Source organism: Streptomyces sp. NPDC005775 (assembly GCF_042871565.1).
GTDB lineage: Bacteria > Actinomycetota > Actinomycetes > Streptomycetales > Streptomycetaceae > Streptomyces.
Genome location: NZ_JBIAIU010000001.1, coordinates 406941 through 431765, shown reverse-complemented (window position 1 = coordinate 431765; position 24825 = coordinate 406941). Strand labels below are relative to the sequence as shown.

Here is a 24825-nt window from a genome sequence, read left to right as displayed (position 1 = left end):
AGTATCGGCCCGCCGCCCCCCGGCGCCTCACATCTGTCGCGCGCGTCCTTCCGCGACGATCCGGCGCAGCGTACGGCCGAGCCGGCGCGCGTACCAGCGCTGGACCATCGGGACGAGTGGTCCGGCGAGGCGGGTGTACCAGCGGGCGGGCCGGCTGAACGCCAGGACGGTGAAGGAGACCGTGCCGTCGTCCGCGAGTTCGGCCACGAAGCACTCCTCGCCGCACTCGGGGTGGCGGGCGAGCGTTCCGTAGGCGAAGCCGATGCGCCCGGGACCGTACTCGGCCCAGACGACCCGGCAGGGCGCGGTGAACCGGAGCGGCCCGACACCCAGCGCCATCCGAACGGACGCACCGGGCTCGGCGCGTGGCGCGGAGGCCCTGACCCGGGCCCCGGAGGCGCGGTGCATGCGGAATTCCGTGATCGCGGCCCCGGCGGTCTCGAAGTCGGCGCGGCCGTGCCCGATCCGGGTGCGGTGGTGCAGGTGGTGGTAGCCGTGGGGGAGCGGGCCGAGCCGGGTGGCGCCCGCCTCCGGATACGTGAGGGTGCTCATGCGGTCCTTCCTTCGTGTGCGGTGCGGTGGTTCAGACGCTGCCAGGCGAGCACCGAGCAGAGCGCGAAGCCCAGGGCGTTGCCCACGCCGTGCGTGGCGGCCATCCAGGTCAGCGTGGGGTGCGGGAGGCCGGTGGCCTCGCCCAGCGCCCAGCTCAGTGCGAGCACCATGGTCGCCGCGAGCACGGCGGCCGAGGCCGCCAGCAGCAGCCGGGTGGTCAGGTCGTGGGCCGCGGGCCGGACGGTGCGCCAGGTGAGGAAGGCGACGGTCCACATGCCTGCTGTCAGGACCACCGCCCCCGCCAGTTCGGCCCGGTCTCCGATGAAGTAGCCGATCAGGACCAGCAGGGTGCCCAGCGGCACGCTCAGCGCGGCGAACCGGCCGGCCGCGCTGTCGGCCACGCGGCCGACCAGCCCCGAGACCAGAGCGGCGGCGAATCCGGCGAAGTGGAAGTGCGGCACGGTCAGGGCCAGGATGCCGAGGCCGAAGCCGAACAGCGGATGCCCCGAGCGCTCGGCGACCAGTGCGGTGGCGGCGACGGCCGGGGTCACCAGAGCGGTGAGCAGCGCGATCTCGGCGGGTGCCGTCCGCCAGGACAGCAGCGGATCAGGGCGCCGGACGACACGCGCCGGGGCGTGCAGGGCGAGGAGCGCGGCGCCGAGTGCGTAGCCGAGGGCCAGGGCGGTGGCGGCCGGTCCACGCGGCAGCCAGAGGGCGACGGCCCCCGGCACGGCGAAGACCGGCCACAGGCGCCGCATCCGGTCCAGGTCGGGGGCGCGGGTCAGCCGCAGGCCGGCGGGCACGATCACCAGCATGCCCAGCATCACGATCAGACTCACCAGGACCGACATGGCCCACCCCCGTCTTGAACACGTTCAAGTGCTGTCGGTGTCGACTCTAGAGCCATTCTTGAACGCGTTCAAGGTGGCGGGCCTCCGGCCTCGCCGGGGGCTCCGCGCGCCGGCGAGGCCCCGGCTTGCGGGTCACACGGAACTGCGGCAGACATGAGAGGACCAACCCGGCACCGGTGACCAGGCAGGAGACCAGTTCGTGCACGCACCGACCCGTATGTGCCGCGCCGTGCTCGCCGTACTCTCCGCCGGCATCCTCGTCACGGCGGGCTGCGCCCGGGAGAGCGGGAGCGGCGGACAGGGCACCGAGGGGACGGCCGAGGCCGACGAGGTCCTCCTCCAGCCGGCCGCCGCCCAGGGGCCGGACCCCTTCACCAGGTCCACGGTGGACCCGGCCGGTGCGCCGCCGGCCGTGCCCCGCACGGCCCCGCCACGCAAGGCCGCGCCCGGTGGCAGGGCCCCGCACACCCTCCCCGGCTCGACCCCCGGCCTCTACGGGGGCACCCGCTCCGTCGCCTCCTGCGACGTCGGACAGCAGGTCCGCCTCCTCGCGGTCGACCCGGCCAGGGAGGAGGCGTTCGCGCAGGCCGCGGGCGTGCCCCGGGCCGGTGTCGCGGACTTCCTGCGCGGGCTGACCCCCGTGGTCCTGCGCGCCGACACCCGGGTGGGCAACCACGGCTTCCGCGCGGGCTCCGCCACCACGTTCGAGTCCGTGCTCCAGGCCGGCACCGCCGTGATGGTGGACGGACACGGACTCCCGCGCGTCCGCTGCGCCTGCGGCAACCCGCTGAGCCGGCCGGCCGGGGCGGGGGCCCCCGAGGGCGCGAGCGGCGAGAAGTGGGCGGGTTACGACCCGGCGCGGCTCGTCGTCGTCGCACCCACCGTGAAGGCCGTCACCGACCTGGTCGTCGTGGACGCGGACCACAACAGCTGGATGGAGCGGCCGGTCGGTGACGAGGGTGCCCGGGACCACACCCCCGAGGCGCCGCCGCCCTACGCTCCGGGCACCGACATCACCGGTCCGCTGCCCGACGTACCTCCGGCGAAGCCGAAGGAACCCGAACGGCCGAAGAAGTCGGCTGCGCCGACCCCGTCGCCCTCCGCTCCCGGGGACTGCCCGACGCCCATCGATCCGACCCCGCCCGGCGAGGCCGTCGCGGCGACGGACGAGCCGGCCGTCGCGCCGACGGACTGTCCGGCGCCGACCGCTGTCCCGTCCGACGGCCAGACAGAGGAGTACCCCCCGCTCCCGACGGACGAGCCGCCCGGCCCTCCCACGGACCCGGACGAGCCGCCGGGCCCGGTGCCGCCCATGACGGACGAACCGCAGACAGCCATCGAACTGCCCTGGCAGGAGGACGCCCCGGTGGGCATCGCCGAGCCCGTCGGGGGATAGCCGCCCCGCTCGCGGGGACCGGCGGCTCACTCCTCGGTCGGCAGCCAGCTCCCGTGCAGTCCCAGCGGGACACGTACCGGGATCCGCACCCGGGCGACCGGGCCGGAAGCCGGATCCTCGGCGGGGATGACGAGCAGCCAGCTGCTGTCGTCCGTGCGGTCGGTGGCGTACGTCATCCAGTGGCCGCCCCCGCCGTCCGCGGTGCCCGGTGAGGGGGCGAAGACCGGCTCGCCGACGGACAGGTCCCCGGCCCGCCACACCACGCTCGTGCCCGACGCGTCCCTGCCGTCGTACCAGCGCAGTGCGTCGAACTCGCCCGGCAGCAGATCAGGGGCCCCGGAATCGGAGGCCACGGCCAGTTGGTGATGCCGTCGGCCGATCAAGCGGTCGTCCGTGCGGGGCAGTTCCATCCTGGCGTCGTCGAGCATGGTCCGGTGCATCGTGCCGGCCACGGGGTCGATCACTGCGCGGACCAGGCCGGCGGTGTTGGGTGATCCCGAGCCGTCCGGCGCGCCCAGGGACAGACGGGACCACTGCACGTAGTCCAGCACGACATCGCCGCCGCCGGACTCGGTGTCGTACGCGTTGACGGTGTGCCAGAGCCAGAACGCCTCGTCGGACGCCCAGCGCACCGGGCCGCCGTCACGGGGGACCAGGGCCACCCGGGTGCCGCGCTCGGGCCGCCAGTTGATCATGGATCCACCGCTCATCGCGGCGGCGATGTCGAAGAACACCGGCGCCAGCACGATCACCAGGAACCGGGCGGTCAGTGCCATGTCGTGGATCATCATCGCTTCGTCGAGTCCGTCGATCGTGGTGGGGCCGCGGGTCACGGCGCCGGTGGGACCGATGGCCGACCAGGTGAGGTAGGGCGGTTCCAGGCCGTAGCAGAAGACCAGCATCTCGCCGGTGAGCGGGTCGATCTTCGGGTGTGCGGTGATACCGGCCGGCAGCCCCCCGCCGAACGTCTCGCCGCCTGCCGTCTCCAGCCCCGGTGTGATCAGGAACGGGCGGTCGGATTCGGCGAGGGCCAGCAGACGGCCCGCGTGACGTATCACGTTGATGTCGGGAAGGTCGCGGAACGTGCCGGCCAACTCCGGTTCCACATCCGGCACCTGGGGGAAGATCATCGATTCGATGCCGCCCCACAGCGCCCGCCCCGCGCGTTCCTCGGCGAGTACGGCCGGGGTGCGGACGAAACGGTTGCGGTAGCGGGCCTGCCCATCCGATATCCACACCCCGTGCAGCATGCCGTCCCCGTCGATCGGGTAGAGGTACGAACCGATGGGACTGAAGCGGGGGTTGGGCCCGTTGCGCAGGAACAGTCCGTCGAGATCGTCCGGCAGTTCCCCCACCACCTCCAGCCCGGTCTCGTCCACCTCTTCGGTCACCGGCGCGAAACGGCCGGACAGATGGACGACGCGGGCGGGGTCGAAGGCCTGCGAGGCGTGTGCGGCCATGAGTGGCCTCCCTTTACCGGGTGTGCGCACCTGGGGAACGTGCCGTGCCGATCCTTCATTCAATCTCCGGGCCACCACCGCTGCAACGCGGGCCCCGCGACGCGGAGATGCGGAGGCCGGGCCCCGGCTTCACCATGGAGGCAGCGGCAGAGCGCCGCGGGACCTGCCGCGGAGGTGTCCGGTGGACCCAACGAAGTCCGGGCGGCGGACCGGGAATCTCTTCTTCGCGTTCGCCCCGTGGATCATCTTCGATGTCATCGCGTCCCCCAGCACCTGGGAGTATGCGGCGCTGGCCGGACTCGTCTCGGCCGTCGTGCTCAACCTGCCCGACCTGCGCAGGGGTTCGCTCAAGGTGCTGGAGATCACCGGCATCGCCTTCTTCGCGGTCCTCAGCATCCTGGCCCTCTTCCTGGACCGCCAGGACCTGTACTGGGTGGAGCGGTACGCGCAGGTGCTGTCCAGCTCCGTGATCGCGGTGGTGGCGCTCGGCTCGCTGGCGTTCGTCCCCTTCACCGAGCAGTACGCACGGGAGACCACACCCCGTGAGGTGTGGGGCTCGCCCGTCTTCCGGCAGGTGAACCGGGTGCTGACACTGGTCTGGGGCGGGGTCTTCGCCGTGACGGCCCTGCTCGGCCTGCTCGCGGTGCACACGTCGTCCGGTGGCGACTGGCTGAACTGGGTGATTCCCGTGGTCCTGCTGGTGCTGGCGGTCCGTTTCACGGAACGCTACCCGGACAGGGTCCGGGAGCGGTCCCGGAGCGCGCGCGCCGGGTCGTGACCGCCCCGCTGTCACTTTTGGTCCAGACCTATTGACGGAAGGTCTGGACCACTTTACGTTGAGCGCAGGCGCGGTCCCGTGCTGAATTGTCAGGGGCATGTCACATACGGAAGGGGTTCCGTCATGTTCGGTCGCACCTCACGGCTGTGGGGAGCCGGTCTCGCGGCGGCGTGCATCGTGCAGATGCTGGTCGCGGCCACACCGAGCTCCGCGCAGGAGGACACCTGCGCGGTCAAGTCGAAGCCGGCCGGCAAGGTGCTCCAGGGGTACTGGGAGAACTGGGACGGCGCGTCCAACGGGGTGCACCCGCCCCTGGGCTGGATCCCCCTCACCGACAGCCGCATCCCGCAGCACGGGTACAACGTGATCAACGCGGCCTTCCCGGTGATCCTCTCAAACGGCACCGTCCTGTGGGAGGACGGGATGGACTCGACCGTGAAGGTGCCGACCCCGGCCGAGATGTGCCGGGCCAAGGCGTCCGGGCTCACCACCCTCATGTCCATCGGTGGTGCTGCCGCGGGCATCGACCTCAGCTCCAGCGCGGTCGCCGACCGCTTCGTCGAGACCGTGGTGCCGATTCTCAAGAAGTACAACTTCGACGGCATCGACATCGACATCGAGACCGGCCTCACGAGCAGCGGCAACATCAGTCAGCTGTCGGCGTCGCAGGCCAACCTGATCCGCATCATCGACGGCGTGCTCGCGCGGATGCCGTCGAACTTCGGTCTGACCATGGCACCGGAGACGGCGTACGTCACCGGCGGCAGCGTCGCGTACGGCTCCATCTGGGGTGCGTACCTGCCCATCGTGAAGAAGTACGCGGACAACGGCCGGCTCTGGTGGCTGAACATGCAGTACTACAACGGCAGCATGTACGGATGCGTGGGCGGCTCGTACTCCGCGGGCACCGTCGGGGGCTTCACGGCGCAGACGGACTGTCTGAACCGAGGGCTCGTCATCCAGGGAACCACCATCAAGGTGCCCTACGACAAGCAGGTGCCGGGTCTGCCCGCCCAGCCGGGTGCGGGTGGCGGCCACATGGCGCCGAACCTCGTCTCGCAGGCCTGGAACCACTACGGGGGCGGCCTCAAGGGGCTGATGACCTGGTCGCTCAACTGGGACGGCTCCAGGAACTGGACCTTCGGCGACAACGTCAAGGCGCTCCAGGGCCGCTGACACCGGAGACGGCGAAGGCCCCGCAACACCCTGCGCGAGGGCGTTGCGGGGCCTTCGCCGTGGTGTCAGTTGCCGGGCTCCGAGGCGTCCAGCATGGCGTCGCGCTCCACGACCTTGACCCGCTCGCGCCCCTGCGCCTCGCCCAGGGCGCGCTCGTGCGCGTCCAGGCGGTACCAGCCCTCGCGGGTGGTGTAGCGGACGCCGCGGGACTCCAGGAACGCGGTCACGGCCGACGGGTCGGGCTGTGCCGGGGCGGGCAGCCGGCCGGTGGTGTGGTCCTCCAGCAGGCAGGCGACCGTTTCGTTGGCGTCGCCCTTGGTGTGCCCGATCAGGCCGACCGGGCCCCGCTTGATCCAGCCGGTGACGTACACCGACTCCATCGGCTCGCCGCCTGCGAGAACCCGGCCGGCGGCGTGCGGCACCGTGCCGGACGCGACGTCGAACGGGAGCTTGGGCAGCTCCTGCGAGTAGTAGCCGACGGCCCGGTAGACGCTCCGCACGTCCCAGTCGTGGAACCGGCCGGTGCCCTTCACGTTGCCGGTGCCGTCCAGCTCGGTGCGCTCGGTCCGCAGCCCGACGACGCTGCCGTCCTCGCCGAGGATCTCCACGGGGGACTCGAAGAAGTGCAGGAAGAGCTTGTGCGGCCGGTCGCCGACGTCGCGGATCGCCCACTTCTCCAGCGTGGAGGCGACCATGTTGGCCTGCTTGTTCCCCCGCCGGGTCTCGATCGAGCCCGCGTCGTAGTCGATGTCCTCGGGGTCGACGATGACCTCGATGTTCGGCGAGTGGTCCAGTTCCCGCAGCTCCATCGGGCTGAACTTGGCCTGGGCGGGACCGCGCCGCCCGAAGACGTGCACCTCCAGCGCCTTGTTGGCCTTCAGGCCCTCGTGGACGTTGGCGGGGATCTCGGTCGGCAGCAGTTCGTCGGCGGTCTTCGCGAGGATGCGGGCGACGTCCAGGGCCACATTGCCGACGCCCAGGACGGCGACCTTCTCGGCCTCCAGCGGCCAGGTGCGCGGCACATCCGGATGGCCGTCGTACCAGGAGACGAAGTCGGCGGCACCGTGCGAGCCGTCCAGGTCGCTCCCCGGTATGTCGAGGGCGCGGTCGGCGTCGGCGCCGGTGGAGAAGATCACGGCGTCGTAGAAGCCGCGCAGCTCGTCCAGGCCGATGTCGTTCGGGTAGTCGACGTTGCCGAACAGCCGGATCTGGGGCTTGTCCAGGACCTGGTGCAGCGCCTGCACGATGCCCTTGATCCGCGGGTGGTCCGGGGCCACGCCGTAGCGGATCAGGCCGAAGGGGGCGGGCATCCGCTCGAACAGGTCGATGGAGACGCCCGGGTCGGCGGCGGCGTCGGATTTGAGCAGCGCGTCCGCTGCGTAGATTCCGGCGGGGCCGGCTCCGACGATGGCTACGCGGACGGGGCGTGTCATGGAGGGCTGTTCCTTAGGACGAACGAGCAGGAGCGGGGCGGGCCGTGGTAAGGCTTGGCTTACTCCACCCCACGCACACGTTAGCCGCTGCACCTGCCCGCTTTCGGGGCGGGTCGGCGTTCTGCGGCGATATCCGGTGCCCCGCACCTTTGCCGTTCCTCGGAAATCCGCGGAATTCCCGGGGGAGCGGCCCTGCGAAGCGGCTCGTAAATGTGTTCCATCGCACGTTCACCTGATGGACGGTTCGCGCGAACAATCGGGCAAATGGTGGCAGAGTTACGCATATGGATGATCGGGCAGTGGGTGCCCTGTCACTCCCGGACGACTGGCCCGCCCACCCGGACCTCAGCCTCGCCCTGAACCGTATGGGCAGCTTCGACTGGGATCTGGACAGCGGCCTCATGCACATGGACCAGCAGGCCCTCGACGTGTTCGACCTGACGGCCGGCGAGTACGACAACCGGCCGGAGACGCTTGGGACGCGGGTGCCTCCGGACGAGGCCATGCGGCTCGACGCCATGGTGACGCAGGCGCTCAAGACCGGACGGACCAACTACGGGGCGTATTTCCGCATCCTGCGGCGGGACGGGAGCCTGCGCTGGATGCACACGCAGGGCTTCGTCCGCCGTGACGCCACCGGCCGGCCGCGCCGGATCATCGGCATCGTCCGGGACGCCACGGAGGAGCTGGCCGACTCCACCGCCCGCCGCGAGCTGGACGTGGAGCGGCAGCGGCGGACCAGTCTGGTGGAGGCCACCACGGCTGCCCTGGCCCACGCCCGTACCGTCAGGGACGTCATCGACGTGCTCAAGAACTCCCAGGGGCTGGCGCATCTGGGGGCGACCAGCCTGGTGATGGGGCTGATCGAGGCCGGCCGCATCCACCTGGTGGCGGACGGGCCCGAGGGGGCCTTCGTGCCGGGCACCCGGTACACACGCACGGACGAGCAGTACCCGATGAGTGAGGTCGTCCGCACGCTCGGCCCCCGCTTCATCGAGTCTGCCGAGGACTTCGCGGACTCGTACCCGGTCCTGTGGCCCCACATCAGCCATCTGGGCATCACCTCGGCCGCCTATCTGCCGCTGATCGCCCAGGCCCGCCCCATCGGAGCCCTGGGGCTCCTCTACAGCAACAAGAACGGCTTCACCGGCGACGAACGCAATCTCCTGGTCGCCCTCGGCAGCTCCATCGCCCAGAGCCTCCAGCGCGCCATGCTGTACGAGCAGGAGCACGACCTCGCCGAGGGGCTCCAGCAGGCCATGCTGCCGCGCCGCGTCCCCGAGGTGCCGGGCGCGCAGATCGCCGTGCGCTACCGCTCGGCGAGACTGGGCCGGGACATCGGCGGCGACTGGTACGACGTCATCCCGCTGCCCGGCGGCCGGGTCGGCACCGTCATCGGGGACGTGCAGGGCCACGACACGCACGCCGCCGCCGTCATGGGGCAGCTGCGCATCGTGCTGCGCGCGTACGCCGCCGAGGGGCACAGCCCCGCGACGGTCATGGCCCGGGCCTCCGTCTTCCTGCACGAACTGGACACCGACCGCTTCGCGACCTGCACCTACGCCGAGGCCGACCTGACCACCGGCGTGGTGCAGGTGGTCCGGGCCGGCCACATCGATCCGCTGGTGCGCGATGCCGACGGGAGCTGCCACAAGGTGCTCGTCGAGGGAGGGCTGCCGCTGGGGCTCTCCGCCGAATTCGGGCGGCTGGAGTATCCGGTCAGCACGGTCGAGCTGGACCCCGGGCAGACCATGGTGCTCTTCACGGACGGCCTGGTGGAGCAGCCGGGGAGCGACCTCGACGAAGGGGTGCAGCTGCTCACCGCCATGATCAGGAACGGCCCGCAGGACCTGCAGCGGCTGGCCGACCGGCTCTGTGCGTCGGTCGACGAGCGCGGCGGCGAGGACGACGTGGCGGTGCTGCTGCTGCGCCGCAAGGCCGCCCACGCCCCGCAGCCCGGCGGCCGGCTCCAGCAGCACGTGGGACAGAACGACCCCGAGGCGCTCAGCTCGGCACGGCACATGATCCGTGCGGCGGTGCGGGCGTGGGGTGCGAAGGAACGGGCCGACGAGGTGGAGCTGGCCGCCGACGAGCTGACGACCAACGCCCTGATGCACACCGACGGCGGTGCGATCGTCACCATCCGGGTGCTCACGGGGCCCGAGCGGCGGCTGCGGGTCGATGTCGAGGACCGGTCCAGCGCTCTGCCGCGCCGCCGGGACGCGGGCGAGGCGGGGGTTTCGGGCCGCGGCCTGATGCTCGTCGACCAGCTCGCGGACGCGTGGGGTGTCGAGTCCCGGGGCACCGGCAAGTGCGTCTGGTGCGAATTCGTCATACCGCCGCGCGGCTGACCCGGTGAGGGCGACTGCCCTTCACGGGGATGGAGCATTACTGAAAAGTAACAGTACGTAACGTGTCTGCGCTTGACCGTTACCGATCGCGAGGGATTGACTGCGATTTCGTCGGCCTTCGTCTTCGTCTTCCGTGACACCTCTTCTTCCCTTTCATCCATGACATGAGGACCCGTTGGGCACTGAGCTACTGGCACCTCTCGATCTGGCCTTCTGGCACCTCGAGTCCGATGCGCACCCCATGCACCTCGGCGCGCTCGCCGTCTTCGAGCCGGGCGGCCCCCGGCCCCCCGGCCCCGACGGCCTCCTCGACCTGCTCGGCACCCGGGCCGCCGCCATCCCCCGGCTGCGGATGCGTGTACGCGACGTGCTGCTGCCCGTCGGGGGCGCGGCCTGGTCGGTGGACAAGGACTTCGACGTCCATCAGCACGTCAAGCAGGTGCGACTGCCCGGGGCGGAGACCACGGGCGAGGGTGAGGCCGGGTTCATGGCGGCGGCCACCCGGCTCGCGGGCGAACTGATGGAGCGCCCGTTGCGCAGAGGGCTGCCCCCCTGGGAGATGTACGTCATCGGCGGCGCTCCGGACGGCCCCTTCGCCGTCCTCGTCAAGCTCCACCACGCCCTCGCGGACGGCATGCGCGCGGTCGCCATCGGGGCCGGGATCTTCGACGAGATCGCCTCGCTCGCGGGCCGGAGCCGGCCGGGACCGGCGGCCGGGCGGGTCCGGCCCGTGCCGCCGCGTTCCTGGATGCCCGGGCCCCGCCAGGTCGCGGGACTCGCCCTCGGCCGCATCGAGGACCTCGGCCGGGCCTTCGGCGTCGGGGCCTCGCTGGTGCGCGCCAGCCGCCTCGACCTGCGCGGCGCGCCGGCCCTCAGCGCGAGCTCCTCCGGCACCCGGCGCCTCGCCACGGCCGATCTCGACCTCGAAGCCGTGCAGCGGATCCGGCGGGCAGCGGGCGGCACGAGCAACGACGTGCTGCTCGCGGTCGTGGCGGGTGCGCTGCGCCGCTGGATGCTGGAGCGCGGCGAACCGCTGCCCGTCGCCGATCCGCGTGCCCTGGTGCCCGTCTCCCGGCGCCGCCCGGGCGGCACGGCCGCGGTCAACGGAAACCGGCTCTCCGCCTACCTGCTGGGTCTTCCCGTCTCCGAACCCGACCCCTGGGAGCGGCTGCGGGCCGTTCGCGGCGCCATGGACCGCAACAAGTCTGCGGGGCCGTTGCGCGGGGCCGGGGCGGTCGCGGTCCTCGCCGACCAACTGCCTTCGTTGGCCCACCGCTTCGGCGCACCGCTCGCCGGGAGTGCCGCCCGGATGCTCTTCGACGTGCTGGTCACCAGCGTGCCGCTGCCGCGTTCGGCCCTCTCGCTCGGCGGCTGCCCGCTGCGCGCGCTCTACCCGATGGCGCCGCTGGCCCGCGGCCAGTCCCTGGCCGTCGCGCTGTCCACGTACGGCGGTGCGGTCCAGATCGGGCTGGTGGCCGACGGGAAGGCACTGCCGGATCTGGAGCGGCTGGGGCGCTGCGCCGAGGAGGAGGTGGCCGAACTGCTGACGCTGCTGCCCATGAGCCACACGCCATAGATCGGACAGATGGCGGCGCATTTGCTGCCTTTGATGTCCTCCCAGGTGTTGACTCGCCCAAGTGATCCGATGAATATTCGCTGTGTGCAGGAAGCGATCTTCGGGGAGGGCGGCGGAAAGATGCGGCGCAACAGGCTGGGGAACAGCGCGGTCGAGGTCACCGGGCTGTCCTTCGGGGCGGCTGCCATCGGCAATCTCTTCAGCGCCGTGGAGCCCGCGCAGGCCGCGGCCGCCGTCGACGCCGCGTGGGACGAGGGGATCCGCTACTTCGACACCGCGCCGCACTACGGGCTCGGCCTCTCTGAACGACGGCTCGGCGAGGCCCTGCGCGGCCGGCCCCGCGACGCGTACGTCCTGTCCACCAAGGTGGGCCGGGTGCTCGACCCCCTGCCCGGCGGCGGGGCCCCCGCGTCCGCATCGCTCTCCGAGGGCTTCGCCGTCCGCGCCACGCACCGCAGACGCTGGGACTTCAGCGCCGCCGGTGTCCGCCGCAGCATCGAGGACAGCCTGGAGCGCCTCGGCCTCGACCGCATCGACATCGCCTACCTCCACGACCCCGACGACCACGCCGAAGCGGCCTTCGGCGAGGCGTATCCGGAACTGGAGAAGCTCCGGGCCGAAGGGACGATCGGGGCCATCGGCGCCGGCATGAACCAGACCGCGATGCTCACCCGCTTCGTCGTTGAGACCGACGTCGACGTGGTGCTCTGCGCCGGCCGCTACACCCTCCTCGACCAGTCCGCCCTGAACGATCTGCTGCCCGCCGCGGCCGCCCGCGGCCGCAGCGTCGTCGTCGGAGGCGTCTTCAACTCCGGCCTCCTCGCGAACCCGCGCCCCGGCGCCACGTACGACTACGCCGCCGCGCCGCTGAACCTCCTGGACCGGGCCCTGCGCCTGAAGGCCGTCACCGACGGCCACGGCGTGCCGCTGCGCGCCGCCGCCCTGCACTACCCGCTCGCCCACCCGGCGGTCGCCGGCGTGCTCGTGGGCACACGGTCCCCCGACGAGGTGCACGACGCCGCCGCGCTGCTCCGCCGGGAGATCCCCGACGCCCTCTGGGACGACCTGCGCGCCGAGGGCCTGCTGACCGAGAACGGACACTGACATGCGTATCGCCCTGCACACCAAGGTCCGTGCGGACCGGATAGCCGAGTACGAGGCCGCACACCGTGAGGTCCCGGCCGAACTGACCCGTGCGATCCGCGCGGCAGGCGCCACGTCCTGGACGATCTGGCGCAGCGGCACCGACCTCTTCCACGTCATCGAGTGCGACGACTACGCCCGGCTCCTCGCCGAACTGGAACAGCTCCCCGTCAACGTCGCCTGGCAGGCCAGGATGGACGAACTCCTCGACGTCCCGCACGACTACTCCTCGGACGGCGCCGAAGCGGGCCTCCCCGTCGCCTGGGAGCTGTGAGATGACCGGCAACCCCCGCGTCGTCGACGCGCACCACCACGTGTGGGACCTGTCGGTACGCGACCAGGCCTGGATCACCGGCGAGGAACTGGCGCCCCTGCGACGCGACTTCACCCTCGCCGACCTGGAACCGGAGGCACGGGCCAACGGTGTGCGCGCGACCGTCCTCGTCCAGACCGTCACCGTCGCGGAGGAGACGCCCGAGTTCCTCGCGCTCGCGGACGGCAGCGATCTGGTGGCCGGCGTCGTGGGCTGGACCGATCTCACCGCCCCGGACGTCGCCCGGACCCTGGCCGCCCTGCGCGAGCTCCCCGGCGGCGACCGGCTCGTCTCGCTCCGCCACCAGGTGCAGGGCGAACCCGACCCCCGTTGGCTGCTGCGCGCGGACGTCCAGCGCGGACTGGCCGCCGTGGCCGACGCCGGACTCGCCTACGACCTGGTGGTCCAGCCCCACCAGCTGCCCGCCGCCGTCCGGGCCGCCGAACTGCTGCCCGCTCTCACCTTCGTACTCGACCACGCGGGCAAACCGCGGATCGCCGCCGGGGCGACGCGGCCCTGGGCCGACGACCTGCGGGCGCTCGCCGCCCTCCCGAACACCGTGTGCAAACTCTCCGGCCTGATCACCGAGGCGGACCCGCACGACTGGACCGTGAGGGACCTGCGACCGTACGCCGACACCGTCCTGGAGGCCTTCGGGCCCGGCCGGCTGATGTTCGGTTCGGACTGGCCGGTGTGCCGGCTCGCGGCGACGTACACCGAGGTGGTCGAGACCGCGCTCGTGCTCCTCGACGGCCTCACGGAGGACGAAAGGGAGGCGGTTTTGGCCACCACGGCCGAGCGGGTGTACGGCCTCCGGTAGGCGCCGGGGCGGGCGCTGCGGCAGGCTGGAACCATGCCCGAACTGCCGGAAGTCGAAGCCCTGCGGGTCTTCCTCGACGACCACCTGGTCGGCAGGGAGATCGACCGCGTCCTGCCGCTGGCCATCAGCGTCCTGAAGACGTACGACCCACCGCTCACCGCCCTGCACGGCGGTACGGTCACCGAGGTCCGGCGGTACGGCAAGTTCCTCGGCGTCGCCGTCGGCCCGCTGCACCTGGTCACCCACCTCGCCCGGGCCGGCTGGCTGCACTGGAGGGACGCCTTCCCCGCCGCGCCGCCGCGCCCCGGGAAGGGGCCCCTAGCGCTGCGCACCGTCCTCACCGGCGGCGACGGCTTCGACCTGACCGAGGCCGGGACCACCAAACGCCTCGCCGTGTACCTGGTCCACGACCCGGCGGAGATCCCCGGGGTGGCGCGCCTGGGGCCCGACCCGCTCGACCCGTCCTTCGACCGCGACGCGTTCGCCGCGCTGCTCGACGGGGAACGCCGCCAGATCAAGGGCGCCCTGCGCGACCAGTCGCTCATCGCCGGCATCGGCAACGCCTACAGCGACGAGATCCTGCACGTCGCGAAGATGTCCCCGTTCAAACTCACCGCGCGCCTCACCGACGACGAGATCACCACGCTCCACACAGCCCTGCGCACCACACTGAACGACGCCGTCGCCCGCTCCAGCGGGCTGGCGGCGGGACGGCTCAAGGCCGAGAAGAAGAGCGGCATGCGCGTCCACGGACGCGCCGGTCAGGCGTGTCCGGTCTGTGGGGACACCATCCGCGAGGTGTCCTTCAGCGACTCCTCGCTCCAGTACTGCCCGACCTGCCAGACGGGCGGCAAGCCGCTGGCCGACCGCCGACTCTCCAGACTGCTCAAGTAGGGGCTGATCAGGACAGGGGCTCAGCGGGAGAGCCGCAGCCGCGCCGCCGCCGTACGCACCTCGAACCGGTCGATGGCCCCGGGCGGCAGGGCCGCGCCGCCGCTCAGCCGCAGCGGAGCCCCGCCCGGACCGGCCGACGACCAGGTGGCGACGGTCTCCTCGTCCCCGTCCCGCCCCACCGCGACCAGCGAGCACACTCCGGGCGCCGGCACCCCCGACACCTCCAGGCGGACATCGGCGCCCCACTCGCGCGCCCCGGCCGTCACGACCGCCGTCATCCCGGAGCCCCGGTCCGCGGCCGTCCACCGCTCGGTGCCCGGGCCCCCGCCGGACATCGCGAACGGCGCGCCGGCCGCCAGCACCACGGCCGCCGCCGCCACGGCCAGGTGCCGCCGCCGTGTCCTGCGCCGCCCGGCCGCCACCGCCCCCACCGCCCGCAGCACCGGACCCGGCCCGGCCCGCGCCACGGGATCGATGCCCGGCGGCGTCAGCCGGGCATAGCGTCCGAGGACGGCCGCCACCCCGCCGAGCTCCACCACCCCGCCCGCACACAGGGGGCAGCCCTCCAGATGCTCCTCGAAACGGAAGGAGTCGGCGGCACCGAGCACGCCCAGGACGTAGGCGCCGACCTCGCGACGGTGTTGCGGGCTGCACATGACGTCCCGTACGGAAACAGCCCGTGAATCACTCACCACCGCCCCTCCGCATCGCCCCGCACAGCCCCTAAACTCCGGCCTCATGCTCCGCGTACTCGCCGTCGACGACGAAGAACCCGCCCTGGAGGAACTCCTGTACCTCCTGCGCGCCGATCCCCGGATCCGCAGCGCCGAGGGAGCCACCGGCGCCACCGAAGCTCTGCGGCGCATCGGCGGCGCCGTCGACGCCGGTCCCGACGACCCCGCCGCCATCGACGTCGTCTTCCTCGACATCCACATGGCGGGCCTCACGGGACTCGACGTCGCCCAGCTGCTGGCCGGGTTCGCCGCGCCCCCGCTCATCGTCTTCGTCACCGCCCACGAGGGCTTCGCCGTGCACGCCTTCGACCTCAAGGCCGTCGACTACGTCCTCAAACCCGTGCGCCGCGAGCGTCTGGCCGAAGCGGTGCGCCGCGTCGCCGAACAGGTCGGCGGCCGTTCCGGGCCCGCCCACGACCAGGCGCAGGACCAGATCCCCGTCGAACTCGGCGGTGTCGTCCGCTTCATCCCGATCGACGACATCGCCTACGCCGAGGCCCAGGGCGACTACGCCCGGCTGCACACCGCCACCGGCAGTCACCTCGTCCGCGTGCCCCTGACCACCCTGGAGGAGCGCTGGCGCACCCGCGGATTCGTCCGCATCCACCGCCGCCACCTCGTGGCACTCGGCCGGATCGACGAACTGCGCTACGACGCGGGCAGCATGAGCGTGCGCATCGGCACCGCCTCGCTGGCCGTCAGCCGCCGCCACACGCGTGCGCTGCGCGATCTGCTGATGCGGCAGACCGGCCGCTGACCAGCGTCTACCCGCGCCCGGACCCCTTCCCAGCGGGGTCGGGTGCTGCGTACACTCCGGCCCCATGTCCGCAGAGCCAACGCCCCGGCGTGAAGTGGTGACGGGGGAGCCCCGCCGGGTGCGTCCGCTGCCGCGCTACCGCACGCAGTCGGAGATCGACGAGCAGACCGCGCTCGGCGGCGCCTACGTCCGCTCGCTGATGCGCAGCCAGCTGCGCGCCGGACTCACCGCGTTCACCGTCCTCGCCGTCGTCGTCGGCACCCTGCCCCTCGTCTTCGAGGCGCTGCACAGCTCCGCTGTCGTCTGGGCCGTCCTCGGCTTCGCCGCCTACCCGCCGCTGACGCTGCTCGCCTGGTGGTACGTGCGCCGGGCCGAGCGCAACGAGCGCGACTTCGCCCGGCTCGTGGAAGGCCGCCCCGCGCAGTGAGCCGCACGTACGCGGTGGCGGCCGTCGCCGCCGTCGTTCTCGCCACCGTCCTCGTCGGCGGGTTCGGGCTGCGCATCTCGCGCACCACCTCCGACTTCTACGTCGCCTCGCGCACCGTACGGCCCCGGCTGAACGCGGCCGCGATCAGCGGCGAGTACCTCTCCGCCGCCTCGTTCCTCGGCATCGCCGGTCTGGTGCTCGTCCACGGACCCGACATGCTCTGGTACCCGGTCGGCTACACCGCCGGCTATCTGGTGCTGCTCGTCTTCGTCGCCGCCCCGCTGCGCCGCTCGGGGGCGTACACCCTGCCCGACTTCGCCGAAGGACGGCTCGAATCCCGGCAGGTACGCAGACTCGTCAGCGTCCTCGTCGTCGGCGCAGGCTGGCTCTACCTCGTCCCACAGCTCCAGGGCGCCGGACTCACCCTCAAGATCCTGACGGGGGCGCCCGGCTGGCTCGGTGACGTCCTCGTCGCCTCCGTGGTCGTCCTCGCCGTCGCCGCGGGCGGGATGCGCTCCATCACCTTCGTCCAGGTCTTCCAGTACTGGCTGAAGCTGACCGCCCTCCTCGTCCCCGCCCTCTTCCTGGTGCTCGCCTGGCAGGGCGACGGACGGCCCCGCGTCACCTTCGACGAGCAGCTCTCCGTCTTCCGCGCCGACCATCCGCTCTACGCCACCTACGGGCTCATCGTCGCCACGTTCCTCGGCACCATGGGCCTGCCGCACGTCGTCGTCCGCTTCTACACCAGCCCCAACGGCCGCGACGCGCGCCGCACCACCGTCGCCGTCCTCGCCCTGATCGGCGTCTTCTACCTGCTGCCGCCCGTCTACGGAGCCCTCGGACGGCTGTACGCACCCGAGCTCATCCAGGGCGGCGACGCGGATGCCGCCGTACTGCTGCTGCCCGGCCGGGTGATCGGCGGGCTCGGCGGCGACCTGCTCGGCGCACTCATCGCGGGTGGCGCCTTCGCCGCGTTCCTGTCGACCGCCTCCGGACTGACCATGGCCGTCGCCGGTGTCATCACCCAGGACGTCCTGCCCTCGCGCGGCGTACGGCACTTCCGGCTGGCCACCGTCCTCGCCATCTCCGTCCCGCTGGCCGGTTCGCTGATCGTCAGCCGGGTACCGGTCGCCGACTCGGTGGGGATGGCGTTCGCCGTGTCCGCGTCCTCCTTCTGCCCCCTGCTGGTCCTCGGCATCTGGTGGCGCCGCCTCACCCCGCCCGGCGCCGTGGCGGGACTCGTCCTGGGCGGCGGATCCGCGCTGCTCTCCGTCGCCATCACCGTCAGCGGGGCGGTGCGCCCGCCCGGCTGGCCGCACGCCCTGCTCGCCTGGCCCGCCGTCTGGTCCGTGCCCGTCGGCTTCCTCGCCATGATCCTGGTCTCGCTCGCCACTCCGAGCCGGATACCCGCCGGCACCAACGCCGCGATGACCCGCTTTCACCTGCCCGAGGCACTCACCACCGGGAGGCACTGGTGACCGGAGCCGGATACGCCGTCATCGCGCTCCTCGTCCTGCTGCTGTTCGGCGGCGGCCTGCTGACCGGCCGGCGCACCGCACGCCCCGTCCGCACCAGCGATGTCGGCACCCCCGTCGAGCACGCCACGTTCGAGACCCTGCACACCGCGTCGCTCGCCGCGCCACCGCTGCGCGCCGGACTGACCGAGGAGAGTGCCCGGCGGTCCGCCCGCCGGCTCCGGTCGCTGCTCGGCACCGACGCCCTCTGCCTCACCGACCGGGACCGGGTCCTGGTCTGGGACGGCGAGGGTGACCATCACGGCCGCCACGTCATGCAGGAGGTGGGGGAACTCCTGGCCGGCGGCCGCGGCACCGCGTTCCGCAGCGAGTGCGACGACCTGGACTGCCCGCTGCGCTGGGCCGTCGCGGTGCCGCTCACCGTCGACCACCGGGTCCTCGGCGCTCTGATCGCCTACGCCCCGCGCGAATCCGCGGTCCTGGCGAGGGCGGCGGGCGAGGTCGCGCGCTGGGTCTGCGTACAGCTGGAGCTGGCCGAACTCGACCGCTCGCGCACCCAGCTCATCGAGGCCGAGATCAGGGCCCTGCGTGCGCAGATCTCCCCCCACTTCATCTTCAACTCCCTGGCAGCCATCGCCTCGTTCGTACGCACCGACCCCGAGCAGGCCCGCGAGCTCCTCCTGGAGTTCGCCGACTTCACCCGCTACTCGTTCCGCAGCCACGGCGACTTCACCACCCTCGCCGACGAACTGCACTCCATCGACCAGTACCTGGCCCTCGTCCGGGCCCGGTTCGGCGAACGCCTCTCGGTCACCCTCCAGGTCGCCCCGGAGGTGCTGCCCGTAGCCCTGCCGTTCCTCTGCCTCCAGCCCCTGGTGGAGAACGCCGTCAAGCACGGACTCGAAGGGGCCGTCACCTCCAGCCGCATCACCATCAGCGCGCTGGACGCCGGCTCCGAGGCGGAGGTCGTCATCGAGGACGACGGCACCGGCATGGACCCGGAGCGCCTGCGCCACATCCTGCGCGGCGAGGGCGGGAAGTCCACCGGCATCGGACTGCTCAACGTCGACGAGCGGCTGCGCCAGGTGTACGGGGACGACTACGGGCTCGTCATCGAGACGGGCATCGGCGCGGGCATGCGCATCACCGTACGTCTGCCGAAGTACCGCGCCGGGGTGCACGGTTCCTGAACCGATGGCGGGGAGCCCTCAGTACAGGTGGATCGAGAGGTGTCCCAGCGGCAGCCCCAGCTGCCAGGCGGGTGTCCACACCTGGGCCGCCGCCCCCTCCTCCGGGTCCTGGGGGCTGTCGGCCGGCTCCCACGGCGGCGGACCGATCGTGTCCAGGTCGGCCGCCAGGAGTTCGGTGTCCTCCAGCCACCGCCAGGCCGCGCGGGCCAGGGCGAGGTCCGGGCCGGCGTCACCCGCCGCCTCCAGCGCGTCGAGCCGCGCGCAGACCCAGCCGCTCCACGGCCCCCCGTACGCCGTCAGCAGCCGCAGTTCCTCCACCCGGGTGGCAGGCAGCGCCTCGGCCACCGCCCCGTCGGAGAGGAACACGGTCAGGGCGAGCGCGTCGCGCCCCGCCCGGTACTCCAGCGTCGCCGGTTCCATCAGTTCGCCGGTCCGCAGCAGTTCGTCGGCGATGTACTCCGCGTACATCCAGGCCATCGGGATCAGCAGCCCGCCGTCACTGGATCCGCCTTGACGTTCCGGACGCATCCGGTCTCGCCCCATTCCGTTCTCGGTACGGCCCTACACGCAGCATTGAACCGGGGGAGCGCGCCCCGCGTGGCCAGAAGGACAGGATCCGTCGGACCCGATGCGTCACAGACATGAGGTTGCGATGACCGCCGACCCAGCGGAGGGACCGCACATGCGGCAATTGCTCGGCGCCTACGTCCTGGACGCGCTCGCGGCCGGGGAGGCGCGCGCCGTCGCCCGCCACCTTCGGACCTGCGACCGCTGCGCCGCCGACTACGCGGCGGTCGCGGAGGCGGCGGCCCTGCTCCCGCTGCTCACCGAGGAGGACCTGCTGGAGTAGCCGGGCAGGTTGCGGGAGAGCAGGCGCAGCGCGTAGTACGAGCGGGACTTCACCGTGCCGGCGGGTATCCCGAGAACCTCCGCGGTCTCGCCCACGCTCAGCCCCCGGAAGTAGATCTGGACGAGCACCGCCCGGTGTTCCGGGCTGAGGGTGCGGACCGCCTTCCGCACATCGAGTGCCGCGACCGCGGACTCCGCGGTGTCCTCCCCGCCCGGGGCGCTCTCCAGCACCGCGTCACCGACCTCGGCCGGCCGCGCCAGCCGTGACCTGCGGGCGTCGATCGCCAGCCGGCGCCCGACCGTGAACAGCCAGGGCCGCATCGACTCGTACGGGCCGTCGAACGCCTCCGGGTGCTGCCAGGCCCGCACCAGCGTCTCCTGGAGGAGATCCTCGGCCCGCTGCCGGTCGCCGAACGTCAGGCCCAGCAGGAAATGGAACAGGGCGGGACCGTGCTCACGCTGCAGATCCGCGAGTGCCTGCTCATCGGTCGTCGTCGTGGTCATGGTGAACGCCCTTCCCCGCCATGGTCCGTGCCGCCTCGTTGCCGACTGGCGTATACGAACGCATTCGCGCCCGGGGGAACAGGACATACGCGGCTCCGTGCGACGAGCGGTCGCACGGAGCGGCGAATGGTGCGGTGAACGGTCGGGCGGCGGCGGCGCGGGGCCGGTGCGAGCGGGGACGGCGCGGTTACGGGACCACGGTGACGGGCCAGCGCCCGGCCTTCACCAGGCGGACGGCCACCGACCCGATGAACCGGTGCCCCGCCGACTCGGACGCGCCCACCACGACGGCGTCGGCCTTGAGTTCGTCCGCCGCCGTCACCAGACCGTTGTAGGGATCACCGCGAAAGGTGTGGAACTCCCAGCGCACGTCCCATATGTCCTTCATCCGCTCCGTCGACTCCCGGATCTCGCTCACCAGCCCCTCCGCGACGTCCCCGGTCGCGTCACCGACCGGCGCACCGAGCGCGGCACCCGCCGCCAGTACGGGCTGGACGTAGACGAGGGCGAGCATGGCCCGCTGCCGGCGGGCGAGACCTGCGGCATACGCCGCGGCGCGCATGGAGGACTCGGAACCGTCGAGGCCCGCGACGATCACTTTCGGGCCGTCTGTGCCACGTTCGAACTGGTGGGGCTGCTGGTCTGTCACGGCAGTGAGGCTATCGGCTCGCCCGGCCGGCCCCGGCCCGGGCTCCCGAGTGCCCCGGCGCGCTGCTGCCGGTTGCGCGGGCGCGCTCCCCCCATTGGGTGCAAAACCCTCCATGACCGGTGTCGTTGAGAAGGGAGACAGAGCGGATGTGCGAGCAGTGGGTCATGAAGAATGATCAGATGCCGCCGATGCGCAGAACGCTGCTGAGGCTGGCGGCCGGGCTGGGTGCCGCCACTGTCGTGCGCCTGGTCGCGGCGGACTCCGCCGGTACGCCGTTCCGGCGTCCCGCGCCGCCGTCGGCCGCCGCGGCCGGTCCGCAGGCAGCCGCCCTGCGGACCCGGCCGCTCGCCTACCGGCTGAGACCCATGACCGCGGACAGCCCGCCCCGCTACCGTCCGGCGGCGCCACCGGTGCGTACCCGCCCCTTCGAGGAACTGCCCGACATCGGCCGGGCCATGGTCCTGAGCTTCGACGACGGACCCGATCCGCTCTACACCCCGCACATCCTGGACGCGCTGCGCCGGCACGACGTACGGGCGATGTTCTTCCTCTGCGGGGAGATGGCCCACGACAACCAGGACCTGGTCCGCAGGATCGCCGACGAGGGACACACCGTCGGCAACCACTCGTGGACCCACCCGCTGGTCACCAAACTCTCCCGGGCCGGTGTCACCGATGAGCTGGGCCGTACCAGCGAGACGATCGAGAGGATCACGGGCGCGGCGCCGCTCTGGTACCGGGCGCCCTACGGGGCCTGGAACCGGAACTCGTTCGAGATCGGGGCCGCGCTCGGCATGGAGCCGATGGCGTGGACGGTGGACACCCTCGACTGGACCGAGCCGGGCACCGACAGCATCGTCCGCAGGGTCAGGGAGGGCGCGGCGCCGGGGGTCGTGGTGCTCTCGCACGACGCGGGCGGCAACCGTTCGCAGAGTGTGGCCGCGCTGCGCCGCTATCTGCCGGAGCTGCTGGACGACGGCTACCGGATCACGGTGCCGGAGCGCCGCTGACCCGGCCGGGAGATGCTGCCGGGGCGGGACAGCGGGCCCCGGCAGCAGGCCCTCAGCGGGTCGCGACCAGGCGGGCGAAAGCCACCACGTTGCCGTCGTAGCCGTTGGCCTTCGTGTATCCGCCGCCGCAGGTGATGACCCGCAGCTCCGCCTGCCCCGTGTCGCCGTACACGCGGGCGCCGGGGAAGTCGTCCTTGGAGAACACCTCGACGCCGTAGACCTCGAACACCGCGACCCGGTCGTCACTGCGGGTGATCTCGATGCGTTTGCCCTTCTTCAGCGAGCCCAGCCCGTAGAAGACGGCGGGGCCCGCCTGGTTGTCGACGTGACCGACGACGACGGAGGTGCCGATCTGTCCGGGCGCGATGCCGTTCTGGTACCACCCGGCCAGGTTGGGATCCTGCGGGGGCGGTGTCTCGATCCAGCCGTTCGCGTCGAGGTTCACATCGATGACCGGTGCGTCGACCCCGATCGAGGGGATGGCCACGCGTGCGACGGGCGCGAACGCCAGCGGCTTCACGGCCGGGCCGGCCACCGGGGAGCCCGGGGCGACCTTGTGTTGGTCCACCGAGGTGGCGGCGACCGGCTGCGGCGGGCCGGGTGAGAGGTCCGCGCCGTTCCGCATCAGCGCGAGACCGGTGAGCATCGCCAGCGCCAGTGCGCCCCAGGGCGAGTGTCTGATCCGTTCGGGGCGCCAGTTGTCCCGGCCCATGGTTCTCCCTTCGTCGCGACGAGGGGAACGCTAGGCGTGAGGCGCTCGCGCGGCACTCAGGGAAGTGCGAACGGGTGGCGGCGGTCCGGGGGACTTCTCATCGGAGTAGTAGCCGGATAAAACTTCTGACGCTCTGTGACCTGCGGCTCCATCAGGTCGGCGGGTGTCCGCACGGTGTGTCGGATCACCGGGGTGGAGCAGTCCCGAAATGCGCTGGATCAGGGATCTGGTGAGGGTTCGTCATGGGGAGCGTTCTCGTCGATTCATCCCGGCACACAGAGTTCCGGGTCGCTTCCCGCTGGAGGTTCGAACGATGCGTGCTACACGCGCTCTCGTTGTCGCCGCGACCGCCGTCGCCGCTCTCGGGCTCGGTGCCCCGATGGCCGCAGCCGGTGGGGATGTCGGGAACGGCCAGAACAACGGCAACAGCCAGAACGACTGGAACGACCCGGGTGACTGGGACAACGGCAACTGGAACGGCAACGGGAACGGCAACGGGAACGGCAACGGGAACGGGAACGGCAACGGCAACGGGAACGGGAACGGCAACGGGAACGGCAACGGCAACGGCAACGGGAACGGGAACGGCAACGGGAACGGCAACGGGAACGGGAACGGCAACGGCCGCGCCAACGGCCCGAACAACGTGACCGTCGACCCCGAGCGCGTGCACCAGGGCGCGGCCATGCAGGTCAGCGCCGAGGGCTGCGGCCGGGGCGGCAGCGTCTCGTCCAACGCGTTCCGCACCACCAGGCTCTCGGCGGGCCGGGTCGGCCACGCCCGGGTGCGGATCCTCAACGACGCGACGCCCGGCTCGTACAACCTGACGGTGCGCTGCGACGGCACCGACCGGACGGCCGGACACCGCTTCACCGTGCTCAACAGCCGCGGCGCGCAGGGCGGCTTCGGTGGCTCGATGGCCGCGAGCCCGACGGAGATGGGCGTCGGCGCGGGCCTGGTCGCCTCCGCGGCCCTCGGCGGAGGCATGTACGTCATGCGCCGCCGGAGGACGAGCCATGGGGCGGTCTGACCGTAAGGACGCACCCCCTGGCCCGATAACCGAAGTCGCCCCGAGTCCTCCAGGAGGACTCGGGGCGACTTTCGTTCGCCGGCGGATGCCGGTCAGTGCGAGCGGCTCTCCCTGCGCCGCCGCACCACGAAGACGGTGCCTGCGGCGGCCGCTACGGCCAGCGCGGTGCCGGCCACGATCTTGCCGGTGTTCATGCTGTCGATGCTGCCACCGAGACCGCCCTGGACACCGGCCGGGGAGGCGGAGGACACCGCGGAGCTCGTCGAGCTCGTCGTGGGTGTGCTCGTGGCGGCACTGATCGTGAGGTTCACCTTCGCCATGGAGCTCGGCGAGGTGTTGCAGGTGAACGTCACCTCATAGGAGGCGCCCGGCTTGGCGTCCCCGTCGACCGTCGCGCTGCCCGTGCCGTCGTGGGGGATGGTGACGGTGTCGAACACTCCCGAGGACGCCGTGGCCGTGGTGGAGCAGCCCTTGGCAGCCAGGGTCACCTGTCCGCCGGGCGCGATCACCGAGGGCGTGACGGTGTAGCCGCTCCCGCTGTTGGACGGACCGCCCGTGGTAGCGGCATACGCGGTCACAGCCGGTGCGGTCAGGGCGAGTGCTGCTGCGCCGAGCAGAGCGACGGGGGTGACACGTATTGCGCGCATGGTGAATCCTCCGGGTCCCCGAGGAGCAGCTGCGGAACGGATTTCCACAAAGCGTCAGAAATGCACCTCGATGCGGACAACGCTAGAAGTGGTGCATT

General features: G+C 72.1%; 26 protein-coding genes. 16 read left to right on the top strand and 10 right to left on the bottom strand.

The features are described 5' to 3' along the window. Nucleotides 1-27 precede the first annotated feature (27 nt). Both ACFYPA_RS01935 and ACFYPA_RS01930 read right to left on the bottom strand, forming a co-directional pair. A complete protein-coding gene (locus ACFYPA_RS01935) occupies nucleotides 28-552 on the bottom strand; it encodes a DUF1990 family protein (protein ID WP_389128820.1) in 525 nt (174 codons plus the stop codon). After that, a complete protein-coding gene (locus ACFYPA_RS01930) occupies nucleotides 549-1403 on the bottom strand; it encodes a YndJ family protein (protein ID WP_389128817.1) in 855 nt (284 codons plus the stop codon). The genes ACFYPA_RS01935 and ACFYPA_RS01930 overlap by 4 nt, the downstream gene beginning before the upstream one ends. A gap of 199 nt (nucleotides 1404-1602) precedes the next feature. Between ACFYPA_RS01930 and ACFYPA_RS01925 the strand changes: the two genes are divergently transcribed. Continuing rightward, nucleotides 1603-2799 (top strand): DUF6777 domain-containing protein, encoded by a 1197-nt coding sequence (locus tag ACFYPA_RS01925; RefSeq protein ID WP_389128814.1) that lies wholly within the window; start codon nucleotides 1603-1605, stop codon nucleotides 2797-2799. Between the two features lie 26 nt (nucleotides 2800-2825). On the opposite strand, the gene ACFYPA_RS01920 is transcribed toward ACFYPA_RS01925, so the two are convergent. After that, nucleotides 2826-4259 (bottom strand): carotenoid oxygenase family protein, encoded by a 1434-nt coding sequence (locus ACFYPA_RS01920; protein WP_389128812.1) that lies wholly within the window; start codon nucleotides 4257-4259, stop codon nucleotides 2826-2828. 181 nt (nucleotides 4260-4440) lie between these two features. Between ACFYPA_RS01920 and ACFYPA_RS01915 the strand changes: the two genes are divergently transcribed. Both ACFYPA_RS01915 and ACFYPA_RS01910 read left to right on the top strand, forming a co-directional pair. Then, nucleotides 4441-5037, top strand: coding sequence for a hypothetical protein (locus tag ACFYPA_RS01915; RefSeq protein ID WP_389128809.1), 597 nt, complete (start codon nucleotides 4441-4443; stop codon nucleotides 5035-5037). A gap of 123 nt (nucleotides 5038-5160) precedes the next feature. After that, complete coding sequence (locus ACFYPA_RS01910; protein ID WP_389128806.1) at nucleotides 5161-6213, top strand: chitinase; 1053 nt, start codon at nucleotides 5161-5163, stop codon at nucleotides 6211-6213. A gap of 65 nt (nucleotides 6214-6278) precedes the next feature. Here the strand turns inward: ACFYPA_RS01910 and ACFYPA_RS01905 are convergent, their stop codons facing one another. Next, nucleotides 6279-7646 carry an FAD-dependent oxidoreductase gene (locus ACFYPA_RS01905; RefSeq protein WP_359311813.1) on the bottom strand — a complete coding sequence of 456 codons (1368 nt, stop codon included), beginning with the start codon at nucleotides 7644-7646 and terminating at the stop codon, nucleotides 6279-6281. A gap of 284 nt (nucleotides 7647-7930) precedes the next feature. Here ACFYPA_RS01905 and ACFYPA_RS01900 point away from each other — a divergent pair, with 284 nt between their 5' ends. The 6 genes from ACFYPA_RS01900 (at nucleotide 7931) to ACFYPA_RS01875 (ending at nucleotide 14743) form a co-directional block, all read left to right on the top strand. Further along, complete coding sequence (locus ACFYPA_RS01900) at nucleotides 7931-9997, top strand: SpoIIE family protein phosphatase (RefSeq protein WP_359084104.1); 2067 nt, start codon at nucleotides 7931-7933, stop codon at nucleotides 9995-9997. Between the two features lie 175 nt (nucleotides 9998-10172). Then, a complete protein-coding gene (locus tag ACFYPA_RS01895; RefSeq protein ID WP_389128803.1) occupies nucleotides 10173-11573 on the top strand; it encodes a wax ester/triacylglycerol synthase family O-acyltransferase in 1401 nt (466 codons plus the stop codon). A gap of 120 nt (nucleotides 11574-11693) precedes the next feature. Next, the gene (locus ACFYPA_RS01890) at nucleotides 11694-12677 is read left to right on the top strand and encodes an aldo/keto reductase (RefSeq protein WP_389129294.1); all 984 of its coding nucleotides are present in this window, start codon (nucleotides 11694-11696) and stop codon (nucleotides 12675-12677) included. Between the two features lies 1 nt (nucleotide 12678). Then, nucleotides 12679-12990: an L-rhamnose mutarotase gene (locus ACFYPA_RS01885; RefSeq protein WP_359084102.1), complete on the top strand. Its 312-nt coding sequence runs from the start codon at nucleotides 12679-12681 to the stop codon at nucleotides 12988-12990. Nucleotide 12991: 1 nt separating this feature from the next. Continuing rightward, nucleotides 12992-13849 (top strand): amidohydrolase family protein, encoded by an 858-nt coding sequence (locus tag ACFYPA_RS01880; RefSeq protein ID WP_389128800.1) that lies wholly within the window; start codon nucleotides 12992-12994, stop codon nucleotides 13847-13849. A 33-nt stretch (nucleotides 13850-13882) separates the two neighbouring features. Further along, nucleotides 13883-14743, top strand: coding sequence for a DNA-formamidopyrimidine glycosylase family protein (locus ACFYPA_RS01875; protein WP_359084099.1), 861 nt, complete (start codon nucleotides 13883-13885; stop codon nucleotides 14741-14743). A 20-nt stretch (nucleotides 14744-14763) separates the two neighbouring features. Here ACFYPA_RS01875 and ACFYPA_RS01870 read toward each other — a convergent pair whose 3' ends face one another. Next, nucleotides 14764-15435, bottom strand: a complete 672-nt coding sequence (locus ACFYPA_RS01870; RefSeq protein WP_359311820.1) for a zf-HC2 domain-containing protein — start codon at nucleotides 15433-15435, stop codon at nucleotides 14764-14766. Nucleotides 15436-15481: 46 nt separating this feature from the next. Between ACFYPA_RS01870 and ACFYPA_RS01865 the strand changes: the two genes are divergently transcribed. The 4 genes from ACFYPA_RS01865 (at nucleotide 15482) to ACFYPA_RS01850 (ending at nucleotide 19326) form a co-directional block, all read left to right on the top strand. Next, nucleotides 15482-16234 (top strand): LytTR family DNA-binding domain-containing protein, encoded by a 753-nt coding sequence (locus ACFYPA_RS01865; RefSeq protein ID WP_359084097.1) that lies wholly within the window; start codon nucleotides 15482-15484, stop codon nucleotides 16232-16234. A gap of 64 nt (nucleotides 16235-16298) precedes the next feature. Beyond that, a complete protein-coding gene (locus tag ACFYPA_RS01860; RefSeq protein WP_352120758.1) occupies nucleotides 16299-16661 on the top strand; it encodes a hypothetical protein in 363 nt (120 codons plus the stop codon). Then, nucleotides 16658-18139, top strand: coding sequence for a cation acetate symporter (locus ACFYPA_RS01855; protein WP_389128795.1), 1482 nt, complete (start codon nucleotides 16658-16660; stop codon nucleotides 18137-18139). Before ACFYPA_RS01860 ends, ACFYPA_RS01855 begins: the two co-directional genes overlap by 4 nt. Beyond that, nucleotides 18136-19326, top strand: a complete 1191-nt coding sequence (locus ACFYPA_RS01850; protein WP_359084094.1) for a histidine kinase — start codon at nucleotides 18136-18138, stop codon at nucleotides 19324-19326. The genes ACFYPA_RS01855 and ACFYPA_RS01850 overlap by 4 nt, the downstream gene beginning before the upstream one ends. An 18-nt stretch (nucleotides 19327-19344) precedes the next feature. On the opposite strand, the gene ACFYPA_RS01845 is transcribed toward ACFYPA_RS01850, so the two are convergent. Beyond that, nucleotides 19345-19854 (bottom strand): hypothetical protein, encoded by a 510-nt coding sequence (locus tag ACFYPA_RS01845; RefSeq protein ID WP_359350063.1) that lies wholly within the window; start codon nucleotides 19852-19854, stop codon nucleotides 19345-19347. Nucleotides 19855-19978: 124 nt separating this feature from the next. Here ACFYPA_RS01845 and ACFYPA_RS01840 point away from each other — a divergent pair, with 124 nt between their 5' ends. Beyond that, nucleotides 19979-20176 carry a zf-HC2 domain-containing protein gene (locus ACFYPA_RS01840; RefSeq protein WP_359311827.1) on the top strand — a complete coding sequence of 66 codons (198 nt, stop codon included), beginning with the start codon at nucleotides 19979-19981 and terminating at the stop codon, nucleotides 20174-20176. On the opposite strand, the gene ACFYPA_RS01835 is transcribed toward ACFYPA_RS01840, so the two are convergent. Together ACFYPA_RS01835 and ACFYPA_RS01830 are read right to left on the bottom strand one after the other, a co-directional pair. After that, complete coding sequence (locus ACFYPA_RS01835; RefSeq protein WP_359084091.1) at nucleotides 20110-20679, bottom strand: sigma-70 family RNA polymerase sigma factor; 570 nt, start codon at nucleotides 20677-20679, stop codon at nucleotides 20110-20112. The two genes, ACFYPA_RS01840 and ACFYPA_RS01835, sit on opposite strands and share 67 nt — an antisense overlap. A 187-nt stretch (nucleotides 20680-20866) precedes the next feature. Next, on the bottom strand, nucleotides 20867-21328 hold the full coding sequence (locus tag ACFYPA_RS01830; protein WP_359084090.1) for a universal stress protein: 462 nt from the start codon (nucleotides 21326-21328) through the stop codon (nucleotides 20867-20869). A 164-nt stretch (nucleotides 21329-21492) separates the two neighbouring features. On the opposite strand from ACFYPA_RS01830, the gene ACFYPA_RS01825 reads away from it, so the two are divergent. Next, nucleotides 21493-22338, top strand: a complete 846-nt coding sequence (locus tag ACFYPA_RS01825) for a polysaccharide deacetylase family protein (RefSeq protein ID WP_359084089.1) — start codon at nucleotides 21493-21495, stop codon at nucleotides 22336-22338. 52 nt (nucleotides 22339-22390) lie between these two features. On the opposite strand, the gene ACFYPA_RS01820 is transcribed toward ACFYPA_RS01825, so the two are convergent. Then, a complete protein-coding gene (locus ACFYPA_RS01820) occupies nucleotides 22391-23050 on the bottom strand; it encodes a class F sortase (protein ID WP_359084088.1) in 660 nt (219 codons plus the stop codon). Between the two features lie 313 nt (nucleotides 23051-23363). On the opposite strand from ACFYPA_RS01820, the gene ACFYPA_RS01815 reads away from it, so the two are divergent. Then, nucleotides 23364-24080 carry a hypothetical protein gene (locus tag ACFYPA_RS01815; RefSeq protein WP_389128789.1) on the top strand — a complete coding sequence of 239 codons (717 nt, stop codon included), beginning with the start codon at nucleotides 23364-23366 and terminating at the stop codon, nucleotides 24078-24080. A gap of 92 nt (nucleotides 24081-24172) precedes the next feature. On the opposite strand, the gene ACFYPA_RS01810 is transcribed toward ACFYPA_RS01815, so the two are convergent. After that, nucleotides 24173-24727 (bottom strand): hypothetical protein, encoded by a 555-nt coding sequence (locus tag ACFYPA_RS01810; protein WP_359084085.1) that lies wholly within the window; start codon nucleotides 24725-24727, stop codon nucleotides 24173-24175. Between the last annotated feature and the right edge of the window lie 98 nt (nucleotides 24728-24825).

What these genes read in the sequence shown, in the direction of transcription:
- ACFYPA_RS01935 (WP_389128820.1), bottom strand. Translation starts at nt 552, where the DNA reads ATGAGCACCCTCACGTATCCGGAGGCGGGCGCCACCCGGCTCGGCCCG.
- ACFYPA_RS01880 (WP_389128800.1), top strand. Translation starts at nt 12,992, where the DNA reads ATGACCGGCAACCCCCGCGTCGTCGACGCGCACCACCACGTGTGGGAC.
- ACFYPA_RS01815 (WP_389128789.1), top strand. Translation starts at nt 23,364, where the DNA reads ATGCGTGCTACACGCGCTCTCGTTGTCGCCGCGACCGCCGTCGCCGCT.
- ACFYPA_RS01885 (WP_359084102.1), top strand. Translation starts at nt 12,679, where the DNA reads ATGCGTATCGCCCTGCACACCAAGGTCCGTGCGGACCGGATAGCCGAG.
- ACFYPA_RS01890 (WP_389129294.1), top strand. Translation starts at nt 11,694, where the DNA reads ATGCGGCGCAACAGGCTGGGGAACAGCGCGGTCGAGGTCACCGGGCTG.
- ACFYPA_RS01905 (WP_359311813.1), bottom strand. Translation starts at nt 7,646, where the DNA reads ATGACACGCCCCGTCCGCGTAGCCATCGTCGGAGCCGGCCCCGCCGGA.
- ACFYPA_RS01820 (WP_359084088.1), bottom strand. Translation starts at nt 23,050, where the DNA reads ATGGGCCGGGACAACTGGCGCCCCGAACGGATCAGACACTCGCCCTGG.
- ACFYPA_RS01875 (WP_359084099.1), top strand. Translation starts at nt 13,883, where the DNA reads ATGCCCGAACTGCCGGAAGTCGAAGCCCTGCGGGTCTTCCTCGACGAC.
- ACFYPA_RS01865 (WP_359084097.1), top strand. Translation starts at nt 15,482, where the DNA reads ATGCTCCGCGTACTCGCCGTCGACGACGAAGAACCCGCCCTGGAGGAA.
- ACFYPA_RS01900 (WP_359084104.1), top strand. Translation starts at nt 7,931, where the DNA reads ATGGATGATCGGGCAGTGGGTGCCCTGTCACTCCCGGACGACTGGCCC.
- ACFYPA_RS01825 (WP_359084089.1), top strand. Translation starts at nt 21,493, where the DNA reads ATGAAGAATGATCAGATGCCGCCGATGCGCAGAACGCTGCTGAGGCTG.
- ACFYPA_RS01840 (WP_359311827.1), top strand. Translation starts at nt 19,979, where the DNA reads ATGACCGCCGACCCAGCGGAGGGACCGCACATGCGGCAATTGCTCGGC.
- ACFYPA_RS01930 (WP_389128817.1), bottom strand. Translation starts at nt 1,403, where the DNA reads ATGTCGGTCCTGGTGAGTCTGATCGTGATGCTGGGCATGCTGGTGATC.
- ACFYPA_RS01920 (WP_389128812.1), bottom strand. Translation starts at nt 4,259, where the DNA reads ATGGCCGCACACGCCTCGCAGGCCTTCGACCCCGCCCGCGTCGTCCAT.
- ACFYPA_RS01845 (WP_359350063.1), bottom strand. Translation starts at nt 19,854, where the DNA reads ATGCGTCCGGAACGTCAAGGCGGATCCAGTGACGGCGGGCTGCTGATC.
- ACFYPA_RS01810 (WP_359084085.1), bottom strand. Translation starts at nt 24,727, where the DNA reads ATGCGCGCAATACGTGTCACCCCCGTCGCTCTGCTCGGCGCAGCAGCA.
- ACFYPA_RS01835 (WP_359084091.1), bottom strand. Translation starts at nt 20,679, where the DNA reads ATGACCACGACGACGACCGATGAGCAGGCACTCGCGGATCTGCAGCGT.
- ACFYPA_RS01910 (WP_389128806.1), top strand. Translation starts at nt 5,161, where the DNA reads ATGTTCGGTCGCACCTCACGGCTGTGGGGAGCCGGTCTCGCGGCGGCG.
- ACFYPA_RS01860 (WP_352120758.1), top strand. Translation starts at nt 16,299, where the DNA reads ATGTCCGCAGAGCCAACGCCCCGGCGTGAAGTGGTGACGGGGGAGCCC.